Origin of the sequence: Streptomyces sp. NBC_01317 (assembly GCF_035961655.1) — a bacterium.
Classification (GTDB): Bacteria; Actinomycetota; Actinomycetes; order Streptomycetales; family Streptomycetaceae; genus Streptomyces.
In genome coordinates, this window is record NZ_CP108393.1 from 6,432,621 (window position 1) to 6,454,390 (window position 21,770).

Annotated in this window: 21 protein-coding genes; 13 read left to right on the plus strand and 8 right to left on the minus strand. The window is 70.6% G+C overall.

Annotation, left to right across the window (positions count from 1 at the left end; translation table 11 throughout):
- Positions 1 to 207 precede the first annotated feature (207 nt).
- From OG349_RS27990 to moaA, 3 genes are all read left to right on the plus strand, one after another.
- Positions 208 to 600, plus strand: a complete 393-nt coding sequence (locus tag OG349_RS27990; RefSeq protein ID WP_327237219.1) for a DUF485 domain-containing protein — start codon at positions 208 to 210, stop codon at positions 598 to 600.
- Positions 597 to 2,228: a solute symporter family protein gene (locus tag OG349_RS27995; RefSeq protein WP_327237220.1), complete on the plus strand. Its 1,632-nt coding sequence runs from the start codon at positions 597 to 599 to the stop codon at positions 2,226 to 2,228. The genes OG349_RS27990 and OG349_RS27995 overlap by 4 nt, the downstream gene beginning before the upstream one ends.
- Positions 2,229 to 2,449: 221 nt before the next feature.
- The gene (gene moaA / locus OG349_RS28000) at positions 2,450 to 3,439 is read left to right on the plus strand and encodes a GTP 3',8-cyclase MoaA (protein ID WP_327237221.1); all 990 of its coding nucleotides are present in this window, start codon (positions 2,450 to 2,452) and stop codon (positions 3,437 to 3,439) included.
- Here moaA and OG349_RS28005 read toward each other — a convergent pair.
- The 5 genes from OG349_RS28005 to OG349_RS28025 all read right to left on the minus strand — a co-directional run bounded on the left by OG349_RS28005 (position 3,422) and on the right by OG349_RS28025 (position 8,789).
- Complete coding sequence (locus tag OG349_RS28005) at positions 3,422 to 3,709, minus strand: hypothetical protein (RefSeq protein WP_327237222.1); 288 nt, start codon at positions 3,707 to 3,709, stop codon at positions 3,422 to 3,424. The genes moaA and OG349_RS28005 overlap by 18 nt on opposite strands.
- 261 nt (positions 3,710 to 3,970) lie before the next feature.
- Entirely contained in the window at positions 3,971 to 4,312 is a 342-nt protein-coding gene (locus OG349_RS28010) for a DUF3099 domain-containing protein (RefSeq protein WP_327237223.1), read from the minus strand.
- 188 nt (positions 4,313 to 4,500) lie between these two features.
- Positions 4,501 to 5,769 carry a tyrosine--tRNA ligase gene (gene tyrS / locus OG349_RS28015; protein ID WP_327237224.1) on the minus strand — a complete coding sequence of 423 codons (1,269 nt, stop codon included), beginning with the start codon at positions 5,767 to 5,769 and terminating at the stop codon, positions 4,501 to 4,503.
- A 72-nt stretch (positions 5,770 to 5,841) separates the two neighbouring features.
- Positions 5,842 to 7,269, minus strand: coding sequence for a metallopeptidase TldD-related protein (locus OG349_RS28020; protein ID WP_327237225.1), 1,428 nt, complete (start codon positions 7,267 to 7,269; stop codon positions 5,842 to 5,844).
- Positions 7,266 to 8,789 carry a TldD/PmbA family protein gene (locus OG349_RS28025; protein ID WP_327237226.1) on the minus strand — a complete coding sequence of 508 codons (1,524 nt, stop codon included), beginning with the start codon at positions 8,787 to 8,789 and terminating at the stop codon, positions 7,266 to 7,268. Before OG349_RS28025 ends, OG349_RS28020 begins: the two co-directional genes overlap by 4 nt.
- Positions 8,790 to 9,038: 249 nt before the next feature.
- On the opposite strand from OG349_RS28025, the gene fabG reads away from it, so the two are divergent.
- From fabG to OG349_RS28040, 3 genes are all read left to right on the plus strand, one after another.
- Positions 9,039 to 9,758, plus strand: a complete 720-nt coding sequence (fabG, locus tag OG349_RS28030; protein ID WP_327237227.1) for a 3-oxoacyl-[acyl-carrier-protein] reductase — start codon at positions 9,039 to 9,041, stop codon at positions 9,756 to 9,758.
- 4 nt (positions 9,759 to 9,762) lie between these two features.
- Positions 9,763 to 10,533, plus strand: coding sequence for an enoyl-ACP reductase FabI (gene fabI, locus OG349_RS28035; protein WP_327237228.1), 771 nt, complete (start codon positions 9,763 to 9,765; stop codon positions 10,531 to 10,533).
- A 194-nt stretch (positions 10,534 to 10,727) separates the two neighbouring features.
- Positions 10,728 to 11,162: a hypothetical protein gene (locus tag OG349_RS28040; protein WP_327237229.1), complete on the plus strand. Its 435-nt coding sequence runs from the start codon at positions 10,728 to 10,730 to the stop codon at positions 11,160 to 11,162.
- A gap of 27 nt (positions 11,163 to 11,189) precedes the next feature.
- Here the strand turns inward: OG349_RS28040 and OG349_RS28045 are convergent, their stop codons facing one another.
- Entirely contained in the window at positions 11,190 to 11,864 is a 675-nt protein-coding gene (locus tag OG349_RS28045; RefSeq protein WP_327237230.1) for a FadR/GntR family transcriptional regulator, read from the minus strand.
- 84 nt (positions 11,865 to 11,948) lie between these two features.
- Between OG349_RS28045 and OG349_RS28050 the strand changes: the two genes are divergently transcribed.
- From OG349_RS28050 to OG349_RS28065, 4 genes are all read left to right on the plus strand, one after another.
- Positions 11,949 to 13,226 carry a CynX/NimT family MFS transporter gene (locus OG349_RS28050; protein WP_327237231.1) on the plus strand — a complete coding sequence of 426 codons (1,278 nt, stop codon included), beginning with the start codon at positions 11,949 to 11,951 and terminating at the stop codon, positions 13,224 to 13,226.
- A 4-nt stretch (positions 13,227 to 13,230) separates the two neighbouring features.
- Positions 13,231 to 13,347 carry an SGM_5486 family transporter-associated protein gene (locus tag OG349_RS28055; RefSeq protein WP_327237232.1) on the plus strand — a complete coding sequence of 39 codons (117 nt, stop codon included), beginning with the start codon at positions 13,231 to 13,233 and terminating at the stop codon, positions 13,345 to 13,347.
- 172 nt (positions 13,348 to 13,519) lie between these two features.
- Positions 13,520 to 13,726 carry a hypothetical protein gene (locus OG349_RS28060; protein WP_327237233.1) on the plus strand — a complete coding sequence of 69 codons (207 nt, stop codon included), beginning with the start codon at positions 13,520 to 13,522 and terminating at the stop codon, positions 13,724 to 13,726.
- Between the two features lie 118 nt (positions 13,727 to 13,844).
- Positions 13,845 to 14,363, plus strand: a complete 519-nt coding sequence (locus tag OG349_RS28065; RefSeq protein WP_327237234.1) for a SixA phosphatase family protein — start codon at positions 13,845 to 13,847, stop codon at positions 14,361 to 14,363.
- 44 nt (positions 14,364 to 14,407) lie between these two features.
- On the opposite strand, the gene serB is transcribed toward OG349_RS28065, so the two are convergent.
- Positions 14,408 to 15,703, minus strand: a complete 1,296-nt coding sequence (gene serB, locus OG349_RS28070) for a phosphoserine phosphatase SerB (protein ID WP_327237235.1) — start codon at positions 15,701 to 15,703, stop codon at positions 14,408 to 14,410.
- A 266-nt stretch (positions 15,704 to 15,969) separates the two neighbouring features.
- Here serB and OG349_RS28075 point away from each other — a divergent pair, with 266 nt between their 5' ends.
- A complete protein-coding gene (locus OG349_RS28075) occupies positions 15,970 to 18,522 on the plus strand; it encodes an ABC transporter ATP-binding protein/permease (RefSeq protein ID WP_327237236.1) in 2,553 nt (850 codons plus the stop codon).
- A gap of 108 nt (positions 18,523 to 18,630) precedes the next feature.
- Here OG349_RS28075 and OG349_RS28080 read toward each other — a convergent pair whose 3' ends face one another.
- Positions 18,631 to 19,455, minus strand: coding sequence for a transglycosylase SLT domain-containing protein (locus tag OG349_RS28080; protein ID WP_327237237.1), 825 nt, complete (start codon positions 19,453 to 19,455; stop codon positions 18,631 to 18,633).
- A 447-nt stretch (positions 19,456 to 19,902) separates the two neighbouring features.
- Between OG349_RS28080 and OG349_RS28085 the strand changes: the two genes are divergently transcribed.
- Positions 19,903 to 21,048 (plus strand): GAF domain-containing sensor histidine kinase, encoded by a 1,146-nt coding sequence (locus OG349_RS28085; RefSeq protein WP_327237238.1) that lies wholly within the window; start codon positions 19,903 to 19,905, stop codon positions 21,046 to 21,048.
- The gene (locus tag OG349_RS28090; RefSeq protein WP_327237239.1) at positions 21,041 to 21,685 is read left to right on the plus strand and encodes a response regulator transcription factor; all 645 of its coding nucleotides are present in this window, start codon (positions 21,041 to 21,043) and stop codon (positions 21,683 to 21,685) included. The genes OG349_RS28085 and OG349_RS28090 overlap by 8 nt, the downstream gene beginning before the upstream one ends.
- Positions 21,686 to 21,770 lie beyond the last annotated feature (85 nt).

Sequence of the window (21,770 nt, forward strand, 5' to 3'; positions counted from 1 at the left end):
CGACCACCCCCGCGTATCAATGACTTCAGGGACGGCGAGCCACCGGTCAAGAAGAAAATCCGCCCCGTTCAACAAGAAAATCCGCCCCGTTGAACCGCTTCGCCACGCCTTCCGTGCCGTTGTCAGAGGGACGCGCAACATCACACGCCTACCCGTGCGAGGTCCCTCATGTCAGTCCCCACCGTGCCCCCGTCACGAGGAGATTCCGTGGCTTCCGATGCACCGCCGCCCCCGGGCGGAACGGACACCAGCCCCGCCCGGCCCACCCAGGACCGGCCCGCGCACCAGCCCACCACCGCCCAGTACGCCGAGGTGCAGGAGAGCGCCGAGTTCGGCGAACTGCGCCGCACCTACCGCTCCTTCGCGTTCCCGCTGACCGTCGCCTTCATCGCCTGGTACCTGCTGTACGTCCTGCTGTCCAACTACGCGGGCGGCTTCATGGGCACCAAGCTCTTCGGCAACATCAACGTCGCGCTCGTCCTCGGCCTCGCCCAGTTCCTGACGACGTTCCTGATCGCCTGGTTCTACGCGCGGTACGCGGCGCAGAAGCTCGACCCGAAGGCGGACGTCATCAAGTCCCGTATGGAGGCGGACGCATGAGCCACCCACTCCCGCTCCAGCTCGCGGCCACCTCGGACGCCAGCGAACACCGGCCGCTGATCATCACGCTCTTCGCTCTGTTCGTCGTCGCGACCCTCGTCATCACCGTCTGGGCCGGCCGCCAGACCAAGAGCGCCTCCGACTTCTACGCGGGCGGGCGCCAGTTCACCGGATTCCAGAACGGGCTCGCGGTCTCCGGCGACTACATGTCCGCCGCGTCCTTCCTCGGTATCGCCGGCGCCATCGCCCTCTTCGGCTACGACGGCTTCCTCTACTCGATCGGCTTCCTGGTCGCCTGGCTCGTCGCGCTGCTGCTCGTCGCGGAACCGCTGCGCAACTCCGGCCGGTACACGATGGGCGACGTCCTCGCGTACCGCATGCGTCAGCGCCCGGTCCGTACCGCCGCGGGCGCCTCGACCATCGTCGTCTCGATCTTCTACCTGCTCGCGCAGATGGCCGGCGCGGGCGTGCTGGTCTCCCTGCTGCTCGGCATCACCAGCGACGCGGGCAAGATCGCCATCGTCGCGCTGGTCGGCCTGCTGATGATCGTGTACGTCACCATCGGCGGGATGAAGGGCACCACCTGGGTCCAGATGGTCAAGGCGGTCCTGCTGATCGCGGGCACCATCCTGATCACCTTCCTGATCCTGCTGAAGTTCCACTTCAACGTCTCCGACCTGCTGGGCACGGCCGCCTCCAACAGCGGCAAGGGCTCCGCCTTCCTGGAGCCGGGGCTCAAGTACGGGGCCACGGAGGTCTCCAAGCTGGACTTCCTCTCGCTGGGCATCGCCCTGGTGCTCGGCACCGCGGGCCTGCCGCACATCCTGATCCGCTTCTACACCGTGCCCACCGCCAAGGCCGCCCGTAAGTCGGTGATCTGGGCGATCGGCATCATCGGCGCCTTCTACCTGATGACCATCGTCCTCGGCTTCGGCGCCGCCGCCCTGCTCAAGCCCGGCGACATCATCGCCTCCAACAAGGCGGGCAACACGGCGGCCCCGCTCGCCGCCCTGGAGATCGGTGGCGGAGCCGGCTCGACCGGCGGCGCCATCCTGCTCGCCGTCATCTCCGCGGTGGCCTTCGCCACCATCCTCGCGGTGGTCGCGGGCCTCACCCTGGCGTCCTCGTCGTCGTTCGCGCACGACATCTACGCCAACGTGATCCGCCGCGGCCAGGCGACCGAGAAGGAAGAGGTACGGGCGGCCCGCTGGGCCACCGTCGCCATCGGGATCGTCTCCATCGCGCTGGGCGCCCTCGCCCGCGACCTGAACGTGGCCGGACTGGTCGCGCTCGCGTTCGCCGTGGCCGCCTCCGCGAACCTGCCGACCCTGCTCTACAGCCTCTTCTGGAAGAGGTTCACGACCGCGGGCGCCCTCTGGTCGATCTACGGCGGCCTGGCCTCGTCCGTCCTGCTGGTGCTGTTCTCACCGGTCGTCTCGGGCAAGCCCACCTCGATGTTCCCCGGCGTGGACTTCCACTTCTTCCCGCTGGAGAACCCCGGCCTGATCTCCATCCCGCTGGGCTTCCTGCTCGGCTGGGTGGGCACGCTCGTCTCCAAGGAGGAGCCGGACACGGGCAAGTACGCGGAGCTGGAGGTCAAGTCCCTGACCGGCACCGGGGCGCACTGATCCCGCACGTCCCTCACCCCGTCCGGACACCCCGCACCGGGTGGGCGGGCCTCCCCGCGGCCGCGGCGCGGAACTCCGCGACGCGGCCGCGGCGTCTCCCGTGACCCCTGGGAATCTGCTGTTGTCGGTGGTCTGACGTAGGCTCGACCTGTCGGATTGCATACACGGTTCGCGACGGAACGGGACGGCCGCATCGCGGTCCCGAGGCAAGGGGGCCCCACGTGCTCATCGACACCTATGGCCGGGTGGCCACCGACCTGCGCGTCTCGCTGACGGACAAGTGCAACCTCCGGTGCACGTACTGCATGCCGGAGGAGGGCCTCCAGTGGCTCGGCAAGTCCGAGCTGCTCAGCGACGACGAGATCGTCCGGCTCATCCGTATCGCCGTGACCGACCTCGGTGTCACCGAGGTCCGCTTCACCGGCGGGGAGCCGCTGCTCAGGCCGGGACTGGTGGGGATCGTGGAGCGCTGCGCCGCGCTGGAACCGCGCCCCCGCATGTCCGTGACCACCAACGGCATCGGCCTCAAGCGCACCGCCGCCGCCCTCAGGAGCGCGGGCCTGGACCGGGTCAACGTGTCGCTCGACACCCTGCGTCCCGACGTCTTCAAGACCCTCACCCGCCGCGACCGGCACCAGGACGTGCTGGACGGCCTGAGCGCGGCCCACGAGGCGGGACTGACCCCCGTCAAGATCAATACAGTGCTGATGCCGGGCCTCAACGACGACGAGGCCCCCGAGCTGCTCGCCTGGGCCGTCGCGCACGACTACGAGCTGCGCTTCATCGAGCAGATGCCCCTCGACGCCCAGCACGGCTGGAAGCGCGACGGCATGATAACGGCCGGTGACATCCTGACCTCGCTCCGTACGCGCTTCACCCTCACCGAGGAGGGCGGCACCGAGCGCGGCTCCGCCCCCGCCGAGCGCTGGACCGTGGACGGCGGCCCGCACCGCGTCGGGGTCATCGGCTCCGTCACTCGCCCGTTCTGCCACGCCTGTGACCGCACCAGGCTCACCGCCGACGGACAGGTCCGCAACTGCCTCTTCGCCCAGGAGGAGACGGACCTGCGGGCGGCCCTGCGCTCCGACGCCCCGGACGACGAGATCGCCGCGCTCTGGAAGGGCGCCATGTGGGGCAAGAAGCCCGGCTCCGGCCTGGACGACCCGGCCTTCCTCCAGCCCGACCGGCCGATGTCAGCGATCGGCGGCTGAGCCCCCGGCGGCCGACCCCCGCTCCCACTCCGCCAGTGTCACCACGTCCTTGAGGAACCCCCGCACACCGAGGAACGAGGACAGGTGCTCGCGATGCTCCTCGCAGGCCAGCCAGGTCTTACGGCGCTCCGGCGTGTGCAGCTTCGGGTTGTTCCAGGCGAGCACCCACACGGCGGGGGTACGGCACGCCTTGGCGGAGCACACCGGTGCGGCATCCGTGGCGGGATCCGTGGTACGGGGCGGGACATCGGGAGCGTCGGGGGAGTTCACCCATCCACCCTAGGCGCTGTGGTCACACTGCCCGAAAGGCACGTCCGGCAGCCCGAAAAGGCGACGCCGAGCAGCCACGGGGGGAGCTGCCCGGCGTCGGTCCGTCGCTCCGACGGGGGATGCGGAGCGCCTACGAAGTATGTCACGGGCAACGGGGTCCGGTGCACCGGAACTTCACGATTGATCTGAGCTTTTCTTGAGCTTTGCGCTCCGCTTCCCGCCCCCGGAGTGAGCTGTTACCCACCGGTTCTACCGACGGGTCTACTCACCGGTCGGGCGTGCGGATTCCGTCGCCACCGGCGCCGGCGCGGGCGCGATCGCCGGCCGTACCGGTGCCGGGACGAACGTCGAGGGCAGCGAGGGAGCGTTCTCCCGGCCCGCGTTGGCGATCACCACGGCCACGTACGGCAGCAGCACGCCGAGGACCAGGGTGACGAGGGCGACCGGCCGCTCGACGTTCCACAGGACGACGGTCAGGATCACCGACAGGGTCCTGACGGACATGGAGATGATGTAGCGGCGCTGCCGGCCGCGTACGTCGTCGGCGAGACTCTGCCTGGCCCCGGTGATCCGGAAGACCTCGGTGCTGCTCCGCTTCCGCATCACACTTCACCACCCGATTCCCACGCCGGTCCCTACCCCGGACCGGACCGCATCCACGGTACGCCGGGCCACCCGCACGCACGAGGGCGGGGCACCGGCCATCCTGGCCGATGTGCCCCGCCCTGTGACGCAGGCGCCCCCGCGTGTCAGCCGGTGCGTGCCGGCCGGCGAGTGCCGCCCGACGCGTGTCAGCCGGCCGTGACCTCGATCGCGGCCAGATTCTTCTTGCCCCGGCGCAGCACCAGCCAGCGGCCGTGCAGCAGGTCGCCCACCGCGGGCACGCTCTCCGCGTCCGTGACCTTGACGTTGTTCACGTACGCCCCGCCCTCCTTGACCGTGCGCCGCGCCGCCGACTTGCTCGGCGCGAGCCCCGCCTCGGTGAACAGGTCGACCACCGGGCCCAGTTCGGAGAACCGCGCGTGGGGCACCTCGGAGAGCGCGGCGCCCAGCGTCGCCTCGTCGAGGTCGGTCAGCTCGCCCTGGCCGAAGAGCGCCCGGGACGCGGCGACGACCGCCGCGCACTGGTCGGCGCCGTGCACCAGCGTCGTCAGCTCCTCCGCCAGCGCGCGCTGCGCGGCCCGCGCCTGCGGCCGCTCCGCGGTGGCCCGCTCCAGCTCCTCCAGCTCCGCGCGGTCCTTGAAGCTGAGAATCCTGCTGTACGTGGAGATGTCACGGTCGTCCACGTTCAGCCAGAACTGGTAGAAGGCGTACGGCGTCGTCATTTCGGGGTCCAGCCAGACGGCCCCGCCCTCGGTCTTGCCGAACTTGGTGCCGTCCGCCTTGGTCATCAGGGGCGTGGCCAGCGCGTGCACGGTGGCACCCGGCTCCAGGCGGTGGATCAGGTCGAGACCGGCGGTGAGGTTGCCCCACTGGTCGCTGCCACCCTGCTGGAGGACACAGCCGTAGCGCCGGTACAGCTCCAGGAAGTCCATGGACTGGAGCAGCTGGTAGCTGAACTCGGTGTAGCTGATGCCCTCGTCGGACTCCAGCCGCCGGGCGATGGACTCCTTGGCGAGCATCCGGTTGACCCGGAAGTGCTTGCCGATGTCCCGCAGGAACTCGATCGCGGACAGGCCCGCGGTCCAGTCCAGGTTGTTGACCATCGTGGCCGCGTTCGGCCCCTCGAAGGACAGGAACGGCTCGATCTGCGACCGCAGCCGCCCCACCCACCCCGCGACCGTCTCCGGATCGTTCAGCGTCCGCTCGGCGGTCGGCCGGGGGTCGCCGATCTGTCCGGTGGCCCCGCCCACCAGCGCCAGCGGCCGGTGCCCGGCCTGCTGGAGCCGGCGCACGGTGAGTACCTGCACGAGGTGTCCCACGTGCAGGCTGGCGGCGGTCGGGTCGAAGCCGCAATAGAACGTGACGGGACCGTCCGCGAGCGCCTTGCGCAAGGCGTCCTCATCGGTGGACTGGGCGAACAGCCCGCGCCACTGGAGCTCGTCGACGATGTCCGTCACGGTCTCTTCTCTCCTCGAACAGGTGATGGGTACAGGTGATGAGCGGATCCGGCAGCGGTCAGTCTAGATCGGTCACACCCCGCGGCTGACCGAGCTCATGTTGAAGTCGGGGACGCGCAGGGCGGGCATCGCGGCCCGGGTGAACCAGTCGCCCCACTCGCGCGGCAGCGTCTTCTCCGTGATCCCGGCCTCGGTGGCCCGCGACAGCAGGTCGACCGGCGACTCGTTGAACCGGAAGTTGTTCACCTCGCCGACGACCTCGCCCTTCTCCACGAGATACACCCCGTCCCTGGTGAGGCCGGTGAGCAGCAGCGTCGCCGGGTCGACCTCCCGGATGTACCAGAGGCACGTCAGGAGCAGACCCGGGCCGTCGTGCCCGGTGGCCGCGACCATCTCCTCCAGTGTCCGCTCGCCGCCCCCGTCCAGGACCAGGTTGCCGATGCTGGGCGCGACGGGCAGGCCGGTCAGCTCCGCGCTGTGCCGGGTGGTGAGCAGGTGCTCCAGCTTGCCCTCCCGTACCCAGTCGGTCGCCGTCAGCGGCAGACCGTTGTCGAAGACGGACGCGTCGTCCCCCGAGGAGTGGGCGATCACGAACGGCGCGCACTCCAGACCCGGTTCACCGGGCGCGCTGCGCAGCGTCAGCGGCAGCTCGGAGAGCGTCTCGCCGACACGGGTGCCGCCGCCGGGGCGGGAGAAGACCGTACGGCCCTCCGCGGCGTCGCGGGCCGCGGAGGACCACAGCTGGTAGATCAGCAGGTCGGCCACGGCGCTGGGCGGCAGCAGCGTCTCGTACCGCCCGGCGGGCAGGTCGATCTTCCGCTCGGCCCACGCCAGGCGCTGGGCCAGCTCCGCGTCGAGAACCGCCGGGTCGACGTCCTTGAAGTCGCGGGTGGCCCGGCCCGCCCAGGCGGAGCGGGTGCGGTCGGGCGACTTGGCGTTCAGCTCCAGCGTGCCGCTCGGCTGGTCGTGGCGCAGCCGTACCCCCGTGGACGTGCCCAGGTACGTCGACGTCACCTCGTGGTTGGCGAAGCCGTACAACTCACGGCCGCCGGCCCGGGCGCGGGCGAAGGACTCGCCGAGCGCCGGCGCGAAGTCCGTGAAGACGGCGGAGGTCGTCTCCGCCGGCGCGTCCGTGAAGTCCCCGGACACCGGACCGCCCGCCGCCAGCGGCCGGGCGTCCTCGGCGGGCCCGGCGCCCCGGGCGGCCGCCTCGGCGGCCCGTACCAGCGGCTCCAGGTCGTCGGCGGTGACCGCGGACCGCGACACCACCCCGGACGCGGTGCCCTGCGCGCCGTCGACCGTCGCGATGACGGTGAGCGTACGGCCCCGGGTGACCCCGTTGGTGGTCAGCGCGTTGCCCGCCCAGCGGAGGTTCGCCGACGACTGCTCGTCGGCGATGACCACACAGCCGTCGGCGGTGGACAGCTCCAGCGCGCGCTCGACGATCTCGTGCGGCCTGGCCGTACGGCCCGTCGTCGTCCCGCTCTTCGCGCCGCTCATCGGCCCGCCTCCTGCGTCGTGTTGAGGATGTTCACTCCGCGGAAGAGCGCGGACGGGCAGCCGTGCGAGACCGCCGCGACCTGGCCCGGCTGGGCCTTGCCGCAGTTGAAGGCACCGCCCAGGACATACGTCTGCGGGCCGCCGACGGCCTCCATGGACCCCCAGAAGTCCGTGGTGGTCGCCTGGTAGGCGACGTCGCGCAACTGGCCCGCGAGCTTGCCGTTCTCGATACGGAAGAAGCGCTGCCCGGTGAACTGGAAGTTGTGGCGCTGCATGTCGATCGACCACGACCGGTCGCCGACCACGTAGATCCCGCGCTCCACCCCGCCGATCAGATCCTCCGTGGCGAGCCCGCCCGGATCGGGCCGCAGCGACACGTTCGCCATCCGCTGCACCGGCACATGGCCCGGCGAGTCCGCGTACGCGCACCCGTTGGACCGGCCCAGACCCGTCAGCTTCGCGATCCTGCGGTCCAGCTGGTACCCGACGAGCGTGCCGTCCTTCACCAGGTCCCACGACTGGGCCTCGACACCCTCGTCGTCGTACCCGATGGTGGCGAGCCCGTGCTCCGCGGTCCTGTCGCCGGTCACGTTCATCACCGACGAGCCGTACGCCAGCTTCCCGAGCTGGTCGAAGGTGGCGAACGAGGTGCCCGCGTACGCCGCCTCGTACCCCAGCGCCCGGTCCAGCTCCGTGGCGTGGCCGATCGACTCGTGGATCGTCAGCCACAGGTTGGACGGGTCGACCACCAGGTCGTACGTGCCCGCCTCGACGCTCGGCGCCCGCATCTTCTCGGCGAGCAGCCCCGGGACGCGCTCCAGCTCGGCGTCCCAGTCCCAGCCCGTTCCCGTCAGATACTCCCAGCCCCGCCCGGCCGGCGGCGCGATCGTCCGCATGGAGTCGAACTCGCCGGAGTCCGAGTCGACCGCGACGGCGGTCAGCTGCGGGTGCAGCCTGACCCGCTGCTGCGTGGTGACCGTGCCGGAGGTGTCCGCGTAGAACTTGTTCTCGTGGACGGTGAGCAGCGACGCGTCCACATGCGCCACGCCCTCCGCCCGCAGCAGCCGCGCGCTCCACTCCGCGAGCAGCCCGCTCTTCTCCTCGTCCGGTACGTCGAACGGGTCGATCTCGTACGCCGACACCCAGGTCTTCTCCGCGTGCACCGGCTCCTCGGCCAGCTCCACCCGCTCGTCGGACCCGGCCGCCGCGATCACCTTCGCGGAGAGCTTGGCCATGGCCACGGCCTGCCCGGCGACCCGCGCCGCCGCGTCCATCGTCAGGTCGACCCCGGAGGCGAACCCCCAGGCCCCGCCGTGCACGACCCGGACCGCGTACCCGAGGTCCGTACTGTCCGAAGAACCGGCGGGCCTGGCGTCCCGCAGCCGCCGCGCCGCGCCGCGCACCCGCTCGAAGCGGAAATCCGCGTGGTCGGCACCGAGCGCGCGCGCCCTCGCGAGCGCGGCGTCGGCGAGTGCCCGCAAGGGCAACGCCAAGAACGTCTGATCTACATCATGGGGCACGGCGGCCTCTCCTCAACTCACACTCGGCACGTTACCGGCAGTGAATCACGCGTCACCGGTCTGGTTACGGACACCCGTACTACGCCCCATCGGACCCGGCGCGCCACGGGAATTCGCTCGCGCCCGGCCCGGGGTTCTGTAGGGAACCAACAGGGTTGGCCGTCCGGCACTGTCAGAGGCGATTCTCCGCGAGCAGGGCAGTACCGATAGGTTTTCGGCAGACCAGACCGCTGAGGAAAGGGTGATCCGATGAGCCGCTCGGTTCTCGTCACCGGAGGAAACCGGGGCATCGGCCTCGCCACCGCCCGCGCCTTCGCGGACAACGGCGACAAGGTCGCTTACACCTACCGCTCCGGCGAGCCGCCGCAGGCCCTGACGGACCTGGGCTGCCTGGCCGTTCGCTGCGACATCACCGACACCGAACAGGTGGAGCAGGCCTACAAGGAGATCGAGGAGAAGCACGGTCCCGTGGAGGTGCTGGTGGCCAACGCCGGCATCACCAAGGACCAGTTGCTGATGCGGATGTCCGAGGACGACTTCACGTCCGTCCTCGACACCAACCTCACCGGCACGTTCCGCGTCGTGAAGCGGGCCAACCGCGCCATGCTCCGCGCCAAGAAGGGCCGGGTCGTCCTGATCTCCTCGGTGGTCGGGCTGACCGGCCAGGCGGGACAGGCGAACTACGCCGCGTCCAAGGCCGGCCTGGTGGGCTTCGCCCGCTCGCTCGCCCGCGAACTCGGCTCGCGGAACATCACCTTCAACGTCGTCGCCCCCGGCTTCACGGAGAGCGACATGACACGCGTGCTCACCGACGCGCAGCGCGCGGGCATCGTCTCGCAGGTCCCGCTCGGCCGTTACGCGCAGCCGGAGGAGATCGCCGCAGTGGTGCGGTTCCTCACCTCCGACGACGCCTCGTACATCACTGGAGCCGTCATTCCCGTTGACGGCGGATTGGGCATGGGTCACTGATCACATGAGTGGAATCCTGGCCGGCAAGCGCATCCTCGTCACGGGGGTCCTCACCGAGTCCTCCATCGCCTTCCACGCCGCCAAGGTGGCGCAGCAGCAGGGCGCCGAGGTCGTCCTCACCGGTTTCGGCCGGCTGAGCCTCGTCGAGCGCATCGCCAAGCGACTGCCCGAGCCGGCCCCGGTCATCGAGCTGGACGTGACCAACCAGGAGCACCTGGACGGTCTGGCGGACCGGATCCGCGAGCACCAGGGCGCCGACGCGCGCCTCGACGGCATCGTGCACTCGATCGCCTTCGGCCCGCAGGCCGCGTTCAACTTCCTGGAGGCCCAGTGGGAGGACGTCGCGACGGCCGTCCAGGTCTCCGCGTACTCGCTCAAGTCCCTGACCATGGCCTGCCTGCCGCTGATGGAGCACGGCGGCTCGGTCGTCGGCCTCACCTTCGACGCTCAGGTCGCCTGGCCGAAGTACGACTGGATGGGCGTGGCGAAGGCCGCGCTGGAGTCCACCAGCCGCTACCTCGCCCGTGACCTGGGCGAGCGGAACGTCCGCTGCAACCTGATCTCGGCCGGCCCGCTCAAGTCGATGGCCGCCAAGTCCATCCCGGGCTTCGAGTCGCTCGCGGACGTGTGGAACCACCGGGCTCCGATGAAGTGGGACATGTCCGACCCGGAGCCGGCGGGCCGGGGCGTCGTCGCTCTGCTGTCGGACTTCTTCCCAAGGACGACGGGGGAGATCGTCCACGTCGACGGCGGCGTGCACATGATGGGCGCCTGACCCTTCCGCACCACCTCCTTCCGCGCCACCTCCTACGGAAGCCGCGTGATCGTCCCCCGGGACGGCCACGCGGCTTCCGTATGTCACGGAGCGTGTCCGTCCGAGTCGAAAAGAGCGGCACTTCCCCGCACACTGGGCGGAACGGACCAGATCGCTCCGGTTGTGACAGTCGTGGCGGGGGAGGAGGTACGGCGATGCGCAGAGTGCGTCGTGTGCTGGTCGCGTTCCTGGCCGCCCCGCTGATCCCGCTGGGGCTGACGGTCTTCTCGGAGGTACGGGAGCGCCCCGCGCCGCCCGCCGTGCCGCCCGCCGCGACGGCGCGGCCCGGCCCCGATCACGACCGGGAGAAGGGCCGCGACCGCGAGAAGGGCCGGGACCGCGAGAAGGGCCGGGACCGGGACCGGGCGGCCTGCCGTACGCGGATCACGGGCTCCCGCGCCACCGCCTTCTGCCACAACCCGTACCCGGAGACCGACCGCGTCCGCCTGCACGTCGAATGCGCCCGCTGGTGGGACATCGACGTCGACAGCGCCCCGGCGGAGATCCACCCGGCCGGTTACGTCCAGCTCTCGGACCGCTGCTGGAAAGAGGTCAGGTCGGTGTGGGTCAGCCATGAGAGCGTGAGCTGAGGACGCGAGGGCCCGTTCGGAGCCCGTTCAGACCCGCTCGACCAAGCAGTGCAGCGCGTGGCTCGCCGCCTCCGCGCCCGCCGCCTCCCCGTCCCCCGCCCGGATCGCGGTCACCAGCCGCGCGTGGTCCATGTGGTTCTCCGGCCGCAGCACCGCCCCCACATCCGTCCGCAGCCGGTCCCGCAGCAGATGCCCCAGGTCCGCGTAGAGCGTGACCATCACGTCGTTGTGCGAGGCCGACACCACCGCCAGGTGCAGCGTCGCGTCCGCCGTGACGAACCGCTCCGCGTCACCCGCCGCCCAGGCCTCCTCGCGCCGCGCCAGCAGCGTGTCCAGCAGGCGCAGGTCCTTGGCCGTACGGCGCTCCGCCGCGAGCCGGGCGGCCGACGACTCCAGCGTGGAGCGCAGCTCGGCGATGTGCCGGTGGTCGGCGTCCGCGAACCTGCGCCGCATCACGCCCGCCAGCTCGCTCGTCGCGACGACGTACGTCCCCGAGCCCTGCCGGATGTCCAGCAGGCCGTTGTGCGCCAGGGCACGGACCGCCTCACGGACGGTGTTGCGTGCCACGCCCAGCTGCTCGACCAGCTCGGGTTCGGTGGGGATACGGGATCCCACCGGCCACGCGCCCGAGGTGATCTGGTTCCGCAACTCGGTGATCACCTGGTCCGAGAGGGCGGAACGCCGGGGAGAGGTCAGCGCCATGGTGCTCCCAACTCTGTCTGGAAGGAGATTTCTGACCGGAAGGAGATTGGACAACCAATCATCCCATGATTCTATGATGGCCCCATGCCTGACGAGACCCGGACCGACACCCGGCTGCCCGCCACCACCCCGAGTGTGCCCGGCGACGCTCCGGCACCACGCCCCGTCGCGTGGGTGATACCGGTTGTCGTGACCGGACTGGTCCTCGCCGCTCTCAACCTCCGTCCCGCCATCACCAGCCTGGGCCCCCTGCTGGAGGACGTACGGGGCGGGCTGCGCATGAGCGGCACGGTGGCCGGTGTCCTCACCTCCGTACCGCCTTTCTGCTTCGCCGTCTTCGGTTTCACGGCGCCCCGCCTGGCCCGCCGCTTCGGCCCCGGCGCGGTCGTCTGCGCCGGCATGGCGGCCATCACGGCGGGGCTGCTGATCCGGCCCTTCACGTCCGGTACGCCCGCCTTCCTGGCGGCGAGCGCCCTCGCGCTCATGGGCATCGCGGTCAGCAACGTCCTGATGCCGGTGATCGTCAAGCGGTACTTCCCCGACCGCGTCGGCACCATGACCGGCCTCTACTCGATGGCCCTCGCGCTCGGCACCGCCTTCGCCGCCGCCGCGACCGTCCCCATGACCGAGGCGCTCGGCGGCAGTTGGCGCGTGGGGCTCGGGGTCTGGGCCGTGCTCGCCGCCCTCGCGGTGCTGCCCTGGACCGCTCTCGTACGGGACCGCAGCGGCGCTGCCACCGTCTCCCCGGCGGGCACCCCCGGGGCGCGCGGGCTGAGCCTCGTCCGGAGCCGTACCGCCTGGGCGCTCGCCTGCTACTTCGGCATCCAGGCCTCCGGCGCGTACATCACCATGGGCTGGATGCCGCAGGTCTTCCGGGACGCCGGCCTCTCCGCGGGCACGGCGGGGCTGCTGCTCGCCGTGACGATGGTGATGGGCGTCCCGCTCGCCTTCGTGATCCCCCGGCTCGCCACCCGGCTGAGGAACCAGGGCCCGATCGCCGTGGCGCTGGGCCTGTGCGGTCTGACGGCCTACGCGGGCCTCTCCCTCGCCCCCGCGTCCGGCGCCTGGCTCTGGGCCGTGCTCCTCGGCATCTCGAACTGCTCGTTCCCGCTCGCCCTCACCATGATCGGCATGCGGTCGAGGAGCGGCGCCGGAGTCGTACGGCTCTCCGCCTTCGCGCAGTCCACGGGCTATCTGATGTCGATCCCCGGCCCGCTGCTGATCGGGGTGCTCTACCAGAACACCGGCGGGTGGGGGCTGCCGCTGGCGATCATGGGCGGGTTCCTCGTGCCGCAGATGGTGGCGGGTGTCATCGCCGGGCGGGACCGGACGATAGAGGACGAAACCAGGATGCGAGACTGAGCGCATGCCAGTCCTTGACCCGAATCCCCAGAACGGCCAGCAGAAGCTGCTCATCGTGTTCGGCACGATCATCGGCATCCTGGTGATCATCGGCATCATCGCCTCGATCGCCAGCCCGTGACGGAGGGCCCCTGCCCGCTCTGCCCGCTCTGCCCGTTTCTGTGGTGGGGCTGGCACCACCTTCCCCTAGGGGGCCAGGGTCAGGGGTGAGTGGGTGGGTCACCGGATGGGCCGGAGCGCCCGCGATCCGTAGGTTCTGAGGTGTCGGACACCACGGACCCACGGAGGCGGACATGCCGGCCAGAACGTACCCCCGCACCCGCCCCACGCCCGCGGACGCCCTCGCGGTCCGGCTCCCGTGGTGGGCCCTGGCCCTGCCCGCCGTCGCCTTCGCCGTCCTGCTCGTCCTGATGGCGGGCCCCGGCCAGGCGCAGGCCGCGACCACCGACCCGGGGATCGCCCGGATCCTGGACCTGATGCGCCAGGTGCTCGCGCGCTAGGGCCTGTCCCAGGGCGTACGCCAGAGCGCGCGGTCACGCCCTAGCACTGTTCACCCGTGCCGGGGGCCCGTTCCAACACCCTGCGCCCGCGGGCGCATTTCATGCGAAGCTGGATGGCATGAGCGCCGATACGTCCCGCAGGATCGTCCTACTCCGGCACGCCAAGGCCGACTGGCCGGAGGTGGCCGACCACGAGAGGCCACTCGCCGACCGGGGCCGTGCGGATTCCTCCGTCGCGGGCCGCCGCCTCGCCGAGACCGGTATCGCCATCGATCTCGCCCTCTGCTCCACCGCGGCGCGGACCCGTGAGACCTGGAAGCTGGCCGTGCACGAGCTGCCGCAGCGTCCGAGGACCGTCTACGAGGACCGGCTGTACGACGCGACCCTCGGCGAGCTGCTCGCCCTGATCAACGAGACTCCCGACGACGTGGACAACCTGCTCCTCGTCGGCCACAACCCGAGCATGCACGCCCTCGCCGACGCGATGGCCGGCCCGGACTCGGGCGACGACATCGCCCGGATGACCCGCAGCGGGTTCCCGACGGCCGCCTTCGCCGTCATCGGGATCGACCGGGGCTGGAAGTCGGTGGAGCTGGGAGTGGGCACGCTCCAGGAGTTCTGGGCCCCGCACGACTGAGCCGTATTCACGCCCAAGGACTGTCCGGCTCACAGGAGTGGCTCTCACTCCTGTGAGCGGTCGTCGTCCTCCGACGCCTCCTCGACCTCTTCGCGGGTGATCCCCAGCAGATAGAGGACGGTGTCCAGGAACGGTACGTTCACCGCCGCGTGCGCCGCCTTGCGGACCACCGGCTTCGCGTTGAAGGCCACTCCGAGCCCGGCCGCGTTCAGCATGTCGAGATCGTTGGCGCCGTCCCCGATCGCCACCGTCTGCGCCAGCGGCACCCCGGCCTCGGCGGCGAACCGCCGCAGCAGCCTGGCCTTGCCCGCGCGGTCCACGATCTCCCCGGTCACCCGCCCGGTGAGCTTCCCGTCCACGATCTCCAGGGTGTTGGCGGCGGCGAAGTCCAGCCCGAGACGGTCCTTGAGCGCGTCGGTGACCTGGGTGAACCCGCCGGACACGACGCCCACTTGGTAGCCGAGCCGTTTGAGCGTACGGATCAGGGTGCGGGCCCCGGGAGTGAGCCGTACCTCCGCCCGTACCTTGTCCACCACCGACGCGTCGAGCCCGGCCAGCAGCGCCACCCGCGCGTGCAGGGACTGCTCGAAGTCCAGCTCTCCCGCCATGGCACGGGCGGTCACCTCGGCGACCTCCGCCTCACAGCCCGCGTGCGCCGCGAAGAGTTCGATGACCTCGTCCTGGATCAGCGTCGAGTCGACGTCCATCACCACCAGGCGCTGGGCCCGGCGGGCCAGCCCGGCCGAGACGACCGCGACATCCACCCCGATCCCCGCCGCCGAGGTCGCCAGCGCGGTGCGCAGCGGCGCGGTCTCCACACCGGACACCGCGAACTCCACCGCTGTGACGGGGTACTTGGCGAGCCGGAAGATACGGTCGATGTTGCCGCCGGTCGAGGTGATGCTCGCCGCTATGGCGGCCGTCGACTCCGCGGTGAGCGGGTTGCCGAGCACGGTGACGTGCGAACGGCCGCTGCCGCGCGGCCGGTTGTCGCCCTTGCCGGAGATGATCTCGGCCTGGAGCTTGAGGGACTCCGTCCAGCTGTGGACGGTGGCCCGCAGCTCGCCCTCGGTGGCGCCGCCCGCCGCCGGCGCGGTGATCAGCGCGCACAGGACGATACGGCCACGGGTGACGACCTGCTCGATGTCGATGACATCGACGGCGTAGGCGGCGAGGGTGTCGAAGAGCCCCGCGGTGATCCCGGGGCGGTCCTTCCCGAAGATCTTGACGAGAAGGGTCGGGACCTCGGTGACCGGGACCTCGGTGACCGGGACCTCGGCCGGGACGTCGGTCGGGACATCAGGGGTCTCAGGGATCTGGCGGGGCTGCGGTGCGCTCATGGTGATCCCACCGTAGCGGGCGCGGACCCGGGACCGGCCGGGTGTCCCGTACAGCGGACAGCATGGTCACCCGGCGGACACCTCCCGTGATCACGGCGGACACATTCCATGATCACAAGCGTCACGGAGCCGGCCGCATGGACCCCTTCGTACCTGGGTATTCAAGAGGCCCGGTTTTCACGGGAGGCAGCCCGCCTGAAATAGTTCCCCCCGATGTTCGCCATCCCTAGACTCCCCAGCGATGGGGGAACTTCGGGGGACAACTAGTGGGGCATGGAGTGCACGAACTCGTACTGGAATTGAACGGAAGGACCTGGGCGCTCGATCCGGCCAGGTCGTACACCCTGGGACGTGATCCGCAGGGCGACCTCGTAGTCGACGACGCCCGGGTCTCGTGGCGTCACGCCACCATCAGCTGGGGGGGCCGGGGCTGGGTCATCGAAGATCACGGAAGCACCAACGGTACGTACGTACGAGGGCAGCGGGTCCATCAGACGGATATCGCGGCCGGTTCCGCCGTGCATCTCGGCAACGCGACGGACGGGCCCCGGCTGAGCCTCTCCGCCGCCGCCTACAGCCCGCAGGCGGCCGCGCCGCAGCAGGCGCCGTACCAGCAGCAGGCGGCGCAGGCACCGGTGCGGCCGGCCGTTCCCCAGCAGGGCTGGCAGCAGCCCCAGCAGCCCCAGCAGCCCCAGCAGCCGCAGGTGCCCCAACAGGGCGGTCCCGGCGGCCCGTTCGCGGGGCAGGGGCAGGGGCAGGGGCAGGGGCAGGGGCAGGCGCCGGGCGAGGGAGCCTCGCCGTTCTACGGTGACCGCAACCCGACCACGTTCCACCAGCTCTCCCTCGGCCGTGTCATGCGCATCGGCCGCGCGCTGGAGAACGAACTGGTCGTCTCCGACCTCCAGGTCTCCCGCCACCACGCCGAGTTCACCGCCACCCCCGACGGCCGCTACGAGATCCGCGACCTCGGATCCCACAACGGCACGTACGTCAACGGCCAGCCGATAGCCAAGTCCGGCACCGTGCCCATCGGCCCCCACGACATCGTCGGCGTCGGCCACTCGACCTTCCGCCTCGTCGGCGACCGGCTCGAAGAGTTCGTCGACACCGGTGAGGTCTCCTTCTCGGCCCGCCACCTCACCGTGACGGTCGACGGCGGCAAGCAGATCCTCAAGGACGTCTCCTTCGGGGTCCCGGAGAAGTCGCTCATCGCGGTCATCGGCCCGTCCGGCTCCGGAAAGTCCACGCTGCTCAAGGCGCTCACCGGCTATCGCCCGGCCAACGAGGGCGACGTCCTCTACGACAACCGGAACCTGTACAAGCAGTTCGCCGAGCTGCGCCAGCGCATCGGCCTGGTCCCGCAGGACGACATCCTGCACAAGGAACTGACCGTCAGGAAGGCGCTCAGGTACGCGGCGAAGCTCCGCTTCCCCGGCGACACCAAGCCCGCCGAGCGCGAGGCCAGGATCGACGAGGTGCTGGGCGAGCTGAAGCTCGACATCCACAAGGACAAGAAGATCACCGCGCTCTCCGGCGGCCAGCGCAAGCGGGTCTCGGTCGCCCTGGAACTGCTCACCAAGCCCTCGCTGATCTTCCTGGACGAGCCGACCTCCGGCCTCGACCCGGGCATGGACCGCGATGTGATGAAGCTCCTGCGCGACCTCGCCGACGACGGCCGTACGGTCCTGGTGGTCACGCACTCCGTCGCCGAGCTGGCGATCTGCGACAAGCTCCTCGTCATGGCCCCCGGCGGCTCGGTGGCGTACTTCGGCCCGCCCGAGGAGGCGCTCAACTTCTTCGGCTACACCTCGTGGGCCGACGTCTTCTCGGCCTTCGAGAACTACCGCGAGTACGACTGGGCGGGCCGCTGGCGCGGCTCGCAGCACTACCAGATGTACGCCGCCGACATCGACGCCATCGCCGCGCAGTCCGTGGCCATGCCCTCCGCGCAGCAGATGCGCCCGCCGAAGCCGCAGAGCTGGGGGTCCCAGCTGTGGACCCTGGTCCGGCGCTATGTGTCGGTGATCGCGTCCGACCGGGGCTTCATGGGCCTGATGGTGCTGCTGCCGGCGATCCTCGGCGGGGTGAGCGCCGTCATACCGGCCAAGTTCGGCCTCGTACCGCCCACACCGCCCTCCCGCTTCAACAGCACCGCCGGGATCATCATGATGATCCTCGTGGTCGGGATGTGCTTCGCCGGCTCGGCCAACTCCGTACGAGAACTGATCAAGGAACGGGTCATCTACGAACGGGAACGGGCCACCGGCCTGTCCCGTTCGGCCTACCTGATGTCCAAGGTGATCGTGCTGGGGGTGATCACGGCTTTCCAGGCCGTCATCATCTGCGCCATCGCCCTGCCGGTCCGTGAACTCCCCGAGAAGGGCGTGATCACCCACCCGGCCGTCGAGATCTGCCTCGCGATCATCGCCATGGGCTTCACCGCGATGATGCTCGGACTGGTCATCTCCGCGCTGGTCAAGACCGCCGAGAAGACCATGCCGCTGCTCGTGATGTTCGCGATCGTGCAGCTCGTCTTCACCGGCACCCTCTTCCAGATCTTCGGCAAGCCCGGACTGGAACAGTTCGCCTGGCTGATGCCGTCCCGCTGGGCCCTGGGCGCGGCGGGCTCGACGCTCGACCTGTCGCACCTGATGGCGCCGTGGGACCCGGAGAAGCCCGGCGACCTGGACCCGCTGTGGCAGCACACCGCCGCCCAGTGGTCCGTCGACATGATCGTGCTGGTCGTGATCGGTGTGCTCTGCGGCTTCGTGGTCGCGCGCCTGCTGCGCCGCCACGAGCCGGAGGTCATGCGGAAGTAGCGGTCGTACGGATGTGAGAGCACCGCGCCGGAGGGCGGCACCCCGCACAGGGGTGCCGCCCTCCGGCGTGGGTGACCGGTGTCCACGGCGCTCAGATGCCTACCGCGCTCAGTAGGCGCTGTTGACGTTGTCCATCGAGCCGTACCTGTCGGCGGCGTAGTTGGCCGCGGCGACGATGTTGGCGACGGGGTCGTAGATGTTCTTCGACGTGCCGTTGACGTGGTACGTGGCGAAGGTCGGGGGGATGACCTGGAGCAGGCCCTTCGACGGGATGCCGTTCTGGGCGTTGATGTCCCAGTTGTTGATCGCGTTCGGGTTCCCGCTCGACTCGCGCATGATGTTGCGGTGCAGTCCCTCGTACGAGCCCGGGATGCCGTGCTTCTTCATGATGGACAGCGATTCCTTGATCCAGCCGTCCAGGTTGTTCGCGTAGACCGGGGTGCGCGCGGCGGACCGGCTGGCGGCGGCCTTGGCACGCTTCTTCGCGTCGTCGGCGGCCTTCACGCGCTTCTTGGCGTCGGCGGCGGCCTTGGCCTTGGCCTTCGCGGCCTTCTCCGCCTTGGCCTTCTGCTCGGCCTTCTTCTCGGCCTTCGCCTTGGCCTCGGCGGCCTTCTTCGCCTTCTCGGCCTTGTCGGCCTTCTCCTGCGCGGCGGCCTTGACCTTCGTCGCGGCCTGGACCTTCGCCGTGTTCTCGGCGGAGGCCTGCTGCTTGAAGACGCTCGCGTGCAGCGACGCGGCCTGGGCAGCGGTGTCCGGGGTCGCCGTGAAGGCGGCCTGCGAGGCGGTGACCGCCTGCGAGGGCTTGGAGTCGGCCGAGGCGCCCGGAACGAGCGTGAGGGTGATGGCGGCGACTCCGGCGGCGGCGACGCCGGCGATCGAAGCCTTGTGCGCCCGGTTGAGACGGTCAAGGCCAGGGGTGCGTGACGAGAACATAGAGACGTACCTCTTCGAATAGCGGGGAGTCGCGGGGGCCGGGTGGCCGACAGCCTGCTCGGCGGCGACGGACGCAATTCTTAGCGGCCGCAAAATGCTGTGGCAAAGGTGTGACGTACGACCCCGGGTAGTGGGACGGGGAGGGGGGCGAATGGTGCGTTTTCCCCATGTAGCAAGCTCACAGCCCCCTTATTTGTCGACTAGAGGTCTTCGTAAGTGACGTACGTCCTATGTGAGGGCTCACATCGGGGGCAGGGTGGCCTCACCCCGCGTTGCTCAAGCAATGCATACGGTGAGCGGTCTCGCGGCGGTCGTTTCCGGTCTCCGCCGCTCTCCCGCCCGTGTCCGTGCCCGGCCCGCCAGGGTCTTCCGGCCTAGGCCGTACGCCCTGGTCACCCCCCTCTTAGGCCTCATCACACGGGGCCGGCCCGCCGGTACGGTGAAGCCATGAGCCACCGACCCAGATCCGGCCTCGCGGCGGTGAGCACCGCGTTGCTGGCGATGAGCCGGCACCTGGAGGTACGGGACGTCCTCAAGACGATCGTCGCCTCCGCCCGCGAACTGCTGGACGCCGAGTACGCGGCGCTCGGCGTCCCCGACGACCACGGCGGCTTCGCCCAGTTCGTGGTCGACGGCGTGAGCGACGACCAGTGGAAGGCCATCGGGCCGCTCCCGCGCCAGCACGGCATCCTCGCCGCGATGCTCAGGGACCGGACGCCCCAGCGCCTGACCGACGTACGCCAGGACCCCCGCTTCGAGGGCTGGCCCGCCTCCCACCCCGACATGTCCGACTTCCTGGGGCTGCCCGTCAGGGACGGCGACGAGACCCTCGCCGCGCTCTTCCTCGCCAACAAGCGCTGCCCCAGGCCCGGCGGGGGCTGCGGCTTCACCGAGGAGGACGAGGAACTCCTCGGCATACTCGCCCAGCACGCCGCCATCGCCCTCACCAACGCCCGGCTCCACGAACGCAGCCGCGAGCTGACCATCGCCGAGGAACGCTCACGCCTCGCCCACGAACTCCACGACGCCGTCAGCCAGAAACTCTTCTCCCTGCGCCTGACCGCCCAGGCCGCCGCCGCCCTGGTCGACCGTGACCCGGCCCGCGCCAAGGACGAACTCCAGCAGGTCACCGCACTCGCCGCCGAGGCCGCCGAGGAGCTGCGCGCCGCCGTCGTCGAGCTGCGGCCCGCCGCCCTCGACGAGGACGGCCTCGTCCACACCCTCCGTACCCAGATCCACGTCCTGGACCGCGCCCACTCCGCCCGGGTCACCTTCGGCAGCTTCTCCGTACGGGCCCTGCCCGCCGCCCAGGAGGAAGCGCTGCTGCGGGTCGCCCAGGAGGCCCTGCACAACGCGCTGCGGCACTCCGGCGCCGACCGGGTCGACGTCACCCTCGCCCGCCGGGACCCCGGCGTGGTCCTCAGCGTCACGGACAACGGCACGGGCTTCGACCCGCGCGCGGTCCGCCGGGCCGGCCGGCACCTGGGGCTGGTCTCGATGCGCGACCGGGCCGGTGGCGTCGGCGGCAGACTCAGCGTGCGGTCGGCGCCCGGACGGGGCACCACGATCGAGATGGAGGTGCCCGGTGGGTGACAAGACCATTCGTGTCCTGCTGGTGGACGACCACCAGGTGGTCCGCCGCGGCCTGCGGACGTTCCTGGAGGTCCAGGACGACATCGAGGTCGTGGGGGAGGCGTCCGACGGCGCCGAGGGGGTCGCCCGCGCCGAGGAACTGCGGCCCGACGTCGTCCTGATGGACATCAAGATGCCCGGCACCGACGGCATCGAGGCCCTGCGCACCCTCCGGGACCTCCAGAACCCGGCCAGGGTGCTGATCGTCACCAGCTTCACCGAACAGCGCACCGTCGTCCCCGCCCTGCGCGCCGGCGCGTCCGGCTACGTGTACAAGGACGTCGACCCCGAGGCGCTGGCCGGCGCGATCCGCTCCGTACACGCGGGGCACGTCCTGCTCCAGCCCGAGGTGGCGGGCGCCCTGCTGGCCCAGGACAACCCCGGCGGCGGCCAGGGCCGGGGGACCACCCTCACCGAGCGGGAACGCGAAGTGCTCACCCTCATCGCCGACGGGCGCTCCAACCGGGAGATCGCCCGCGCCCTGGTGCTCTCCGAGAAGACCGTCAAGACACACGTCTCGAACATCCTGATGAAACTGGATCTCGCGGACCGCACCCAGGCCGCCCTCTGGGCGGTCCGACATGGGATTACCGGCTGATCGGACGGCCCACGGGCATCCTCGTCGTCCGGTCTGAGATTCATACCGTCGGGTGTATGTCACCCACACGGCGCATCCTGATCGT

Bases quoted from the DNA above. Each gene is read 5' to 3' on its own strand.
- OG349_RS27995 (WP_327237220.1), top strand. From the start codon at position 597: ATGAGCCACCCACTCCCGCTCCAGCTCGCGGCCACCTCGGACGCCAGC.
- OG349_RS28010 (WP_327237223.1), bottom strand. From the start codon at position 4,312: ATGCGGAAGCGGAGCAGCACCGAGGTCTTCCGGATCACCGGGGCCAGG.
- OG349_RS28020 (WP_327237225.1), bottom strand. From the start codon at position 7,269: ATGAGCGGCGCGAAGAGCGGGACGACGACGGGCCGTACGGCCAGGCCG.
- fabG (WP_327237227.1), top strand. From the start codon at position 9,039: ATGAGCCGCTCGGTTCTCGTCACCGGAGGAAACCGGGGCATCGGCCTC.
- fabI (WP_327237228.1), top strand. From the start codon at position 9,763: ATGAGTGGAATCCTGGCCGGCAAGCGCATCCTCGTCACGGGGGTCCTC.
- OG349_RS28040 (WP_327237229.1), top strand. From the start codon at position 10,728: ATGCGCAGAGTGCGTCGTGTGCTGGTCGCGTTCCTGGCCGCCCCGCTG.
- OG349_RS28045 (WP_327237230.1), bottom strand. From the start codon at position 11,864: ATGGCGCTGACCTCTCCCCGGCGTTCCGCCCTCTCGGACCAGGTGATC.
- OG349_RS28050 (WP_327237231.1), top strand. From the start codon at position 11,949: ATGCCTGACGAGACCCGGACCGACACCCGGCTGCCCGCCACCACCCCG.
- OG349_RS28055 (WP_327237232.1), top strand. From the start codon at position 13,231: ATGCCAGTCCTTGACCCGAATCCCCAGAACGGCCAGCAGAAGCTGCTC.
- OG349_RS28060 (WP_327237233.1), top strand. From the start codon at position 13,520: ATGCCGGCCAGAACGTACCCCCGCACCCGCCCCACGCCCGCGGACGCC.
- OG349_RS28065 (WP_327237234.1), top strand. From the start codon at position 13,845: ATGAGCGCCGATACGTCCCGCAGGATCGTCCTACTCCGGCACGCCAAG.
- serB (WP_327237235.1), bottom strand. From the start codon at position 15,703: ATGAGCGCACCGCAGCCCCGCCAGATCCCTGAGACCCCTGATGTCCCG.
- OG349_RS28080 (WP_327237237.1), bottom strand. From the start codon at position 19,455: ATGTTCTCGTCACGCACCCCTGGCCTTGACCGTCTCAACCGGGCGCAC.
- OG349_RS28085 (WP_327237238.1), top strand. From the start codon at position 19,903: ATGAGCCACCGACCCAGATCCGGCCTCGCGGCGGTGAGCACCGCGTTG.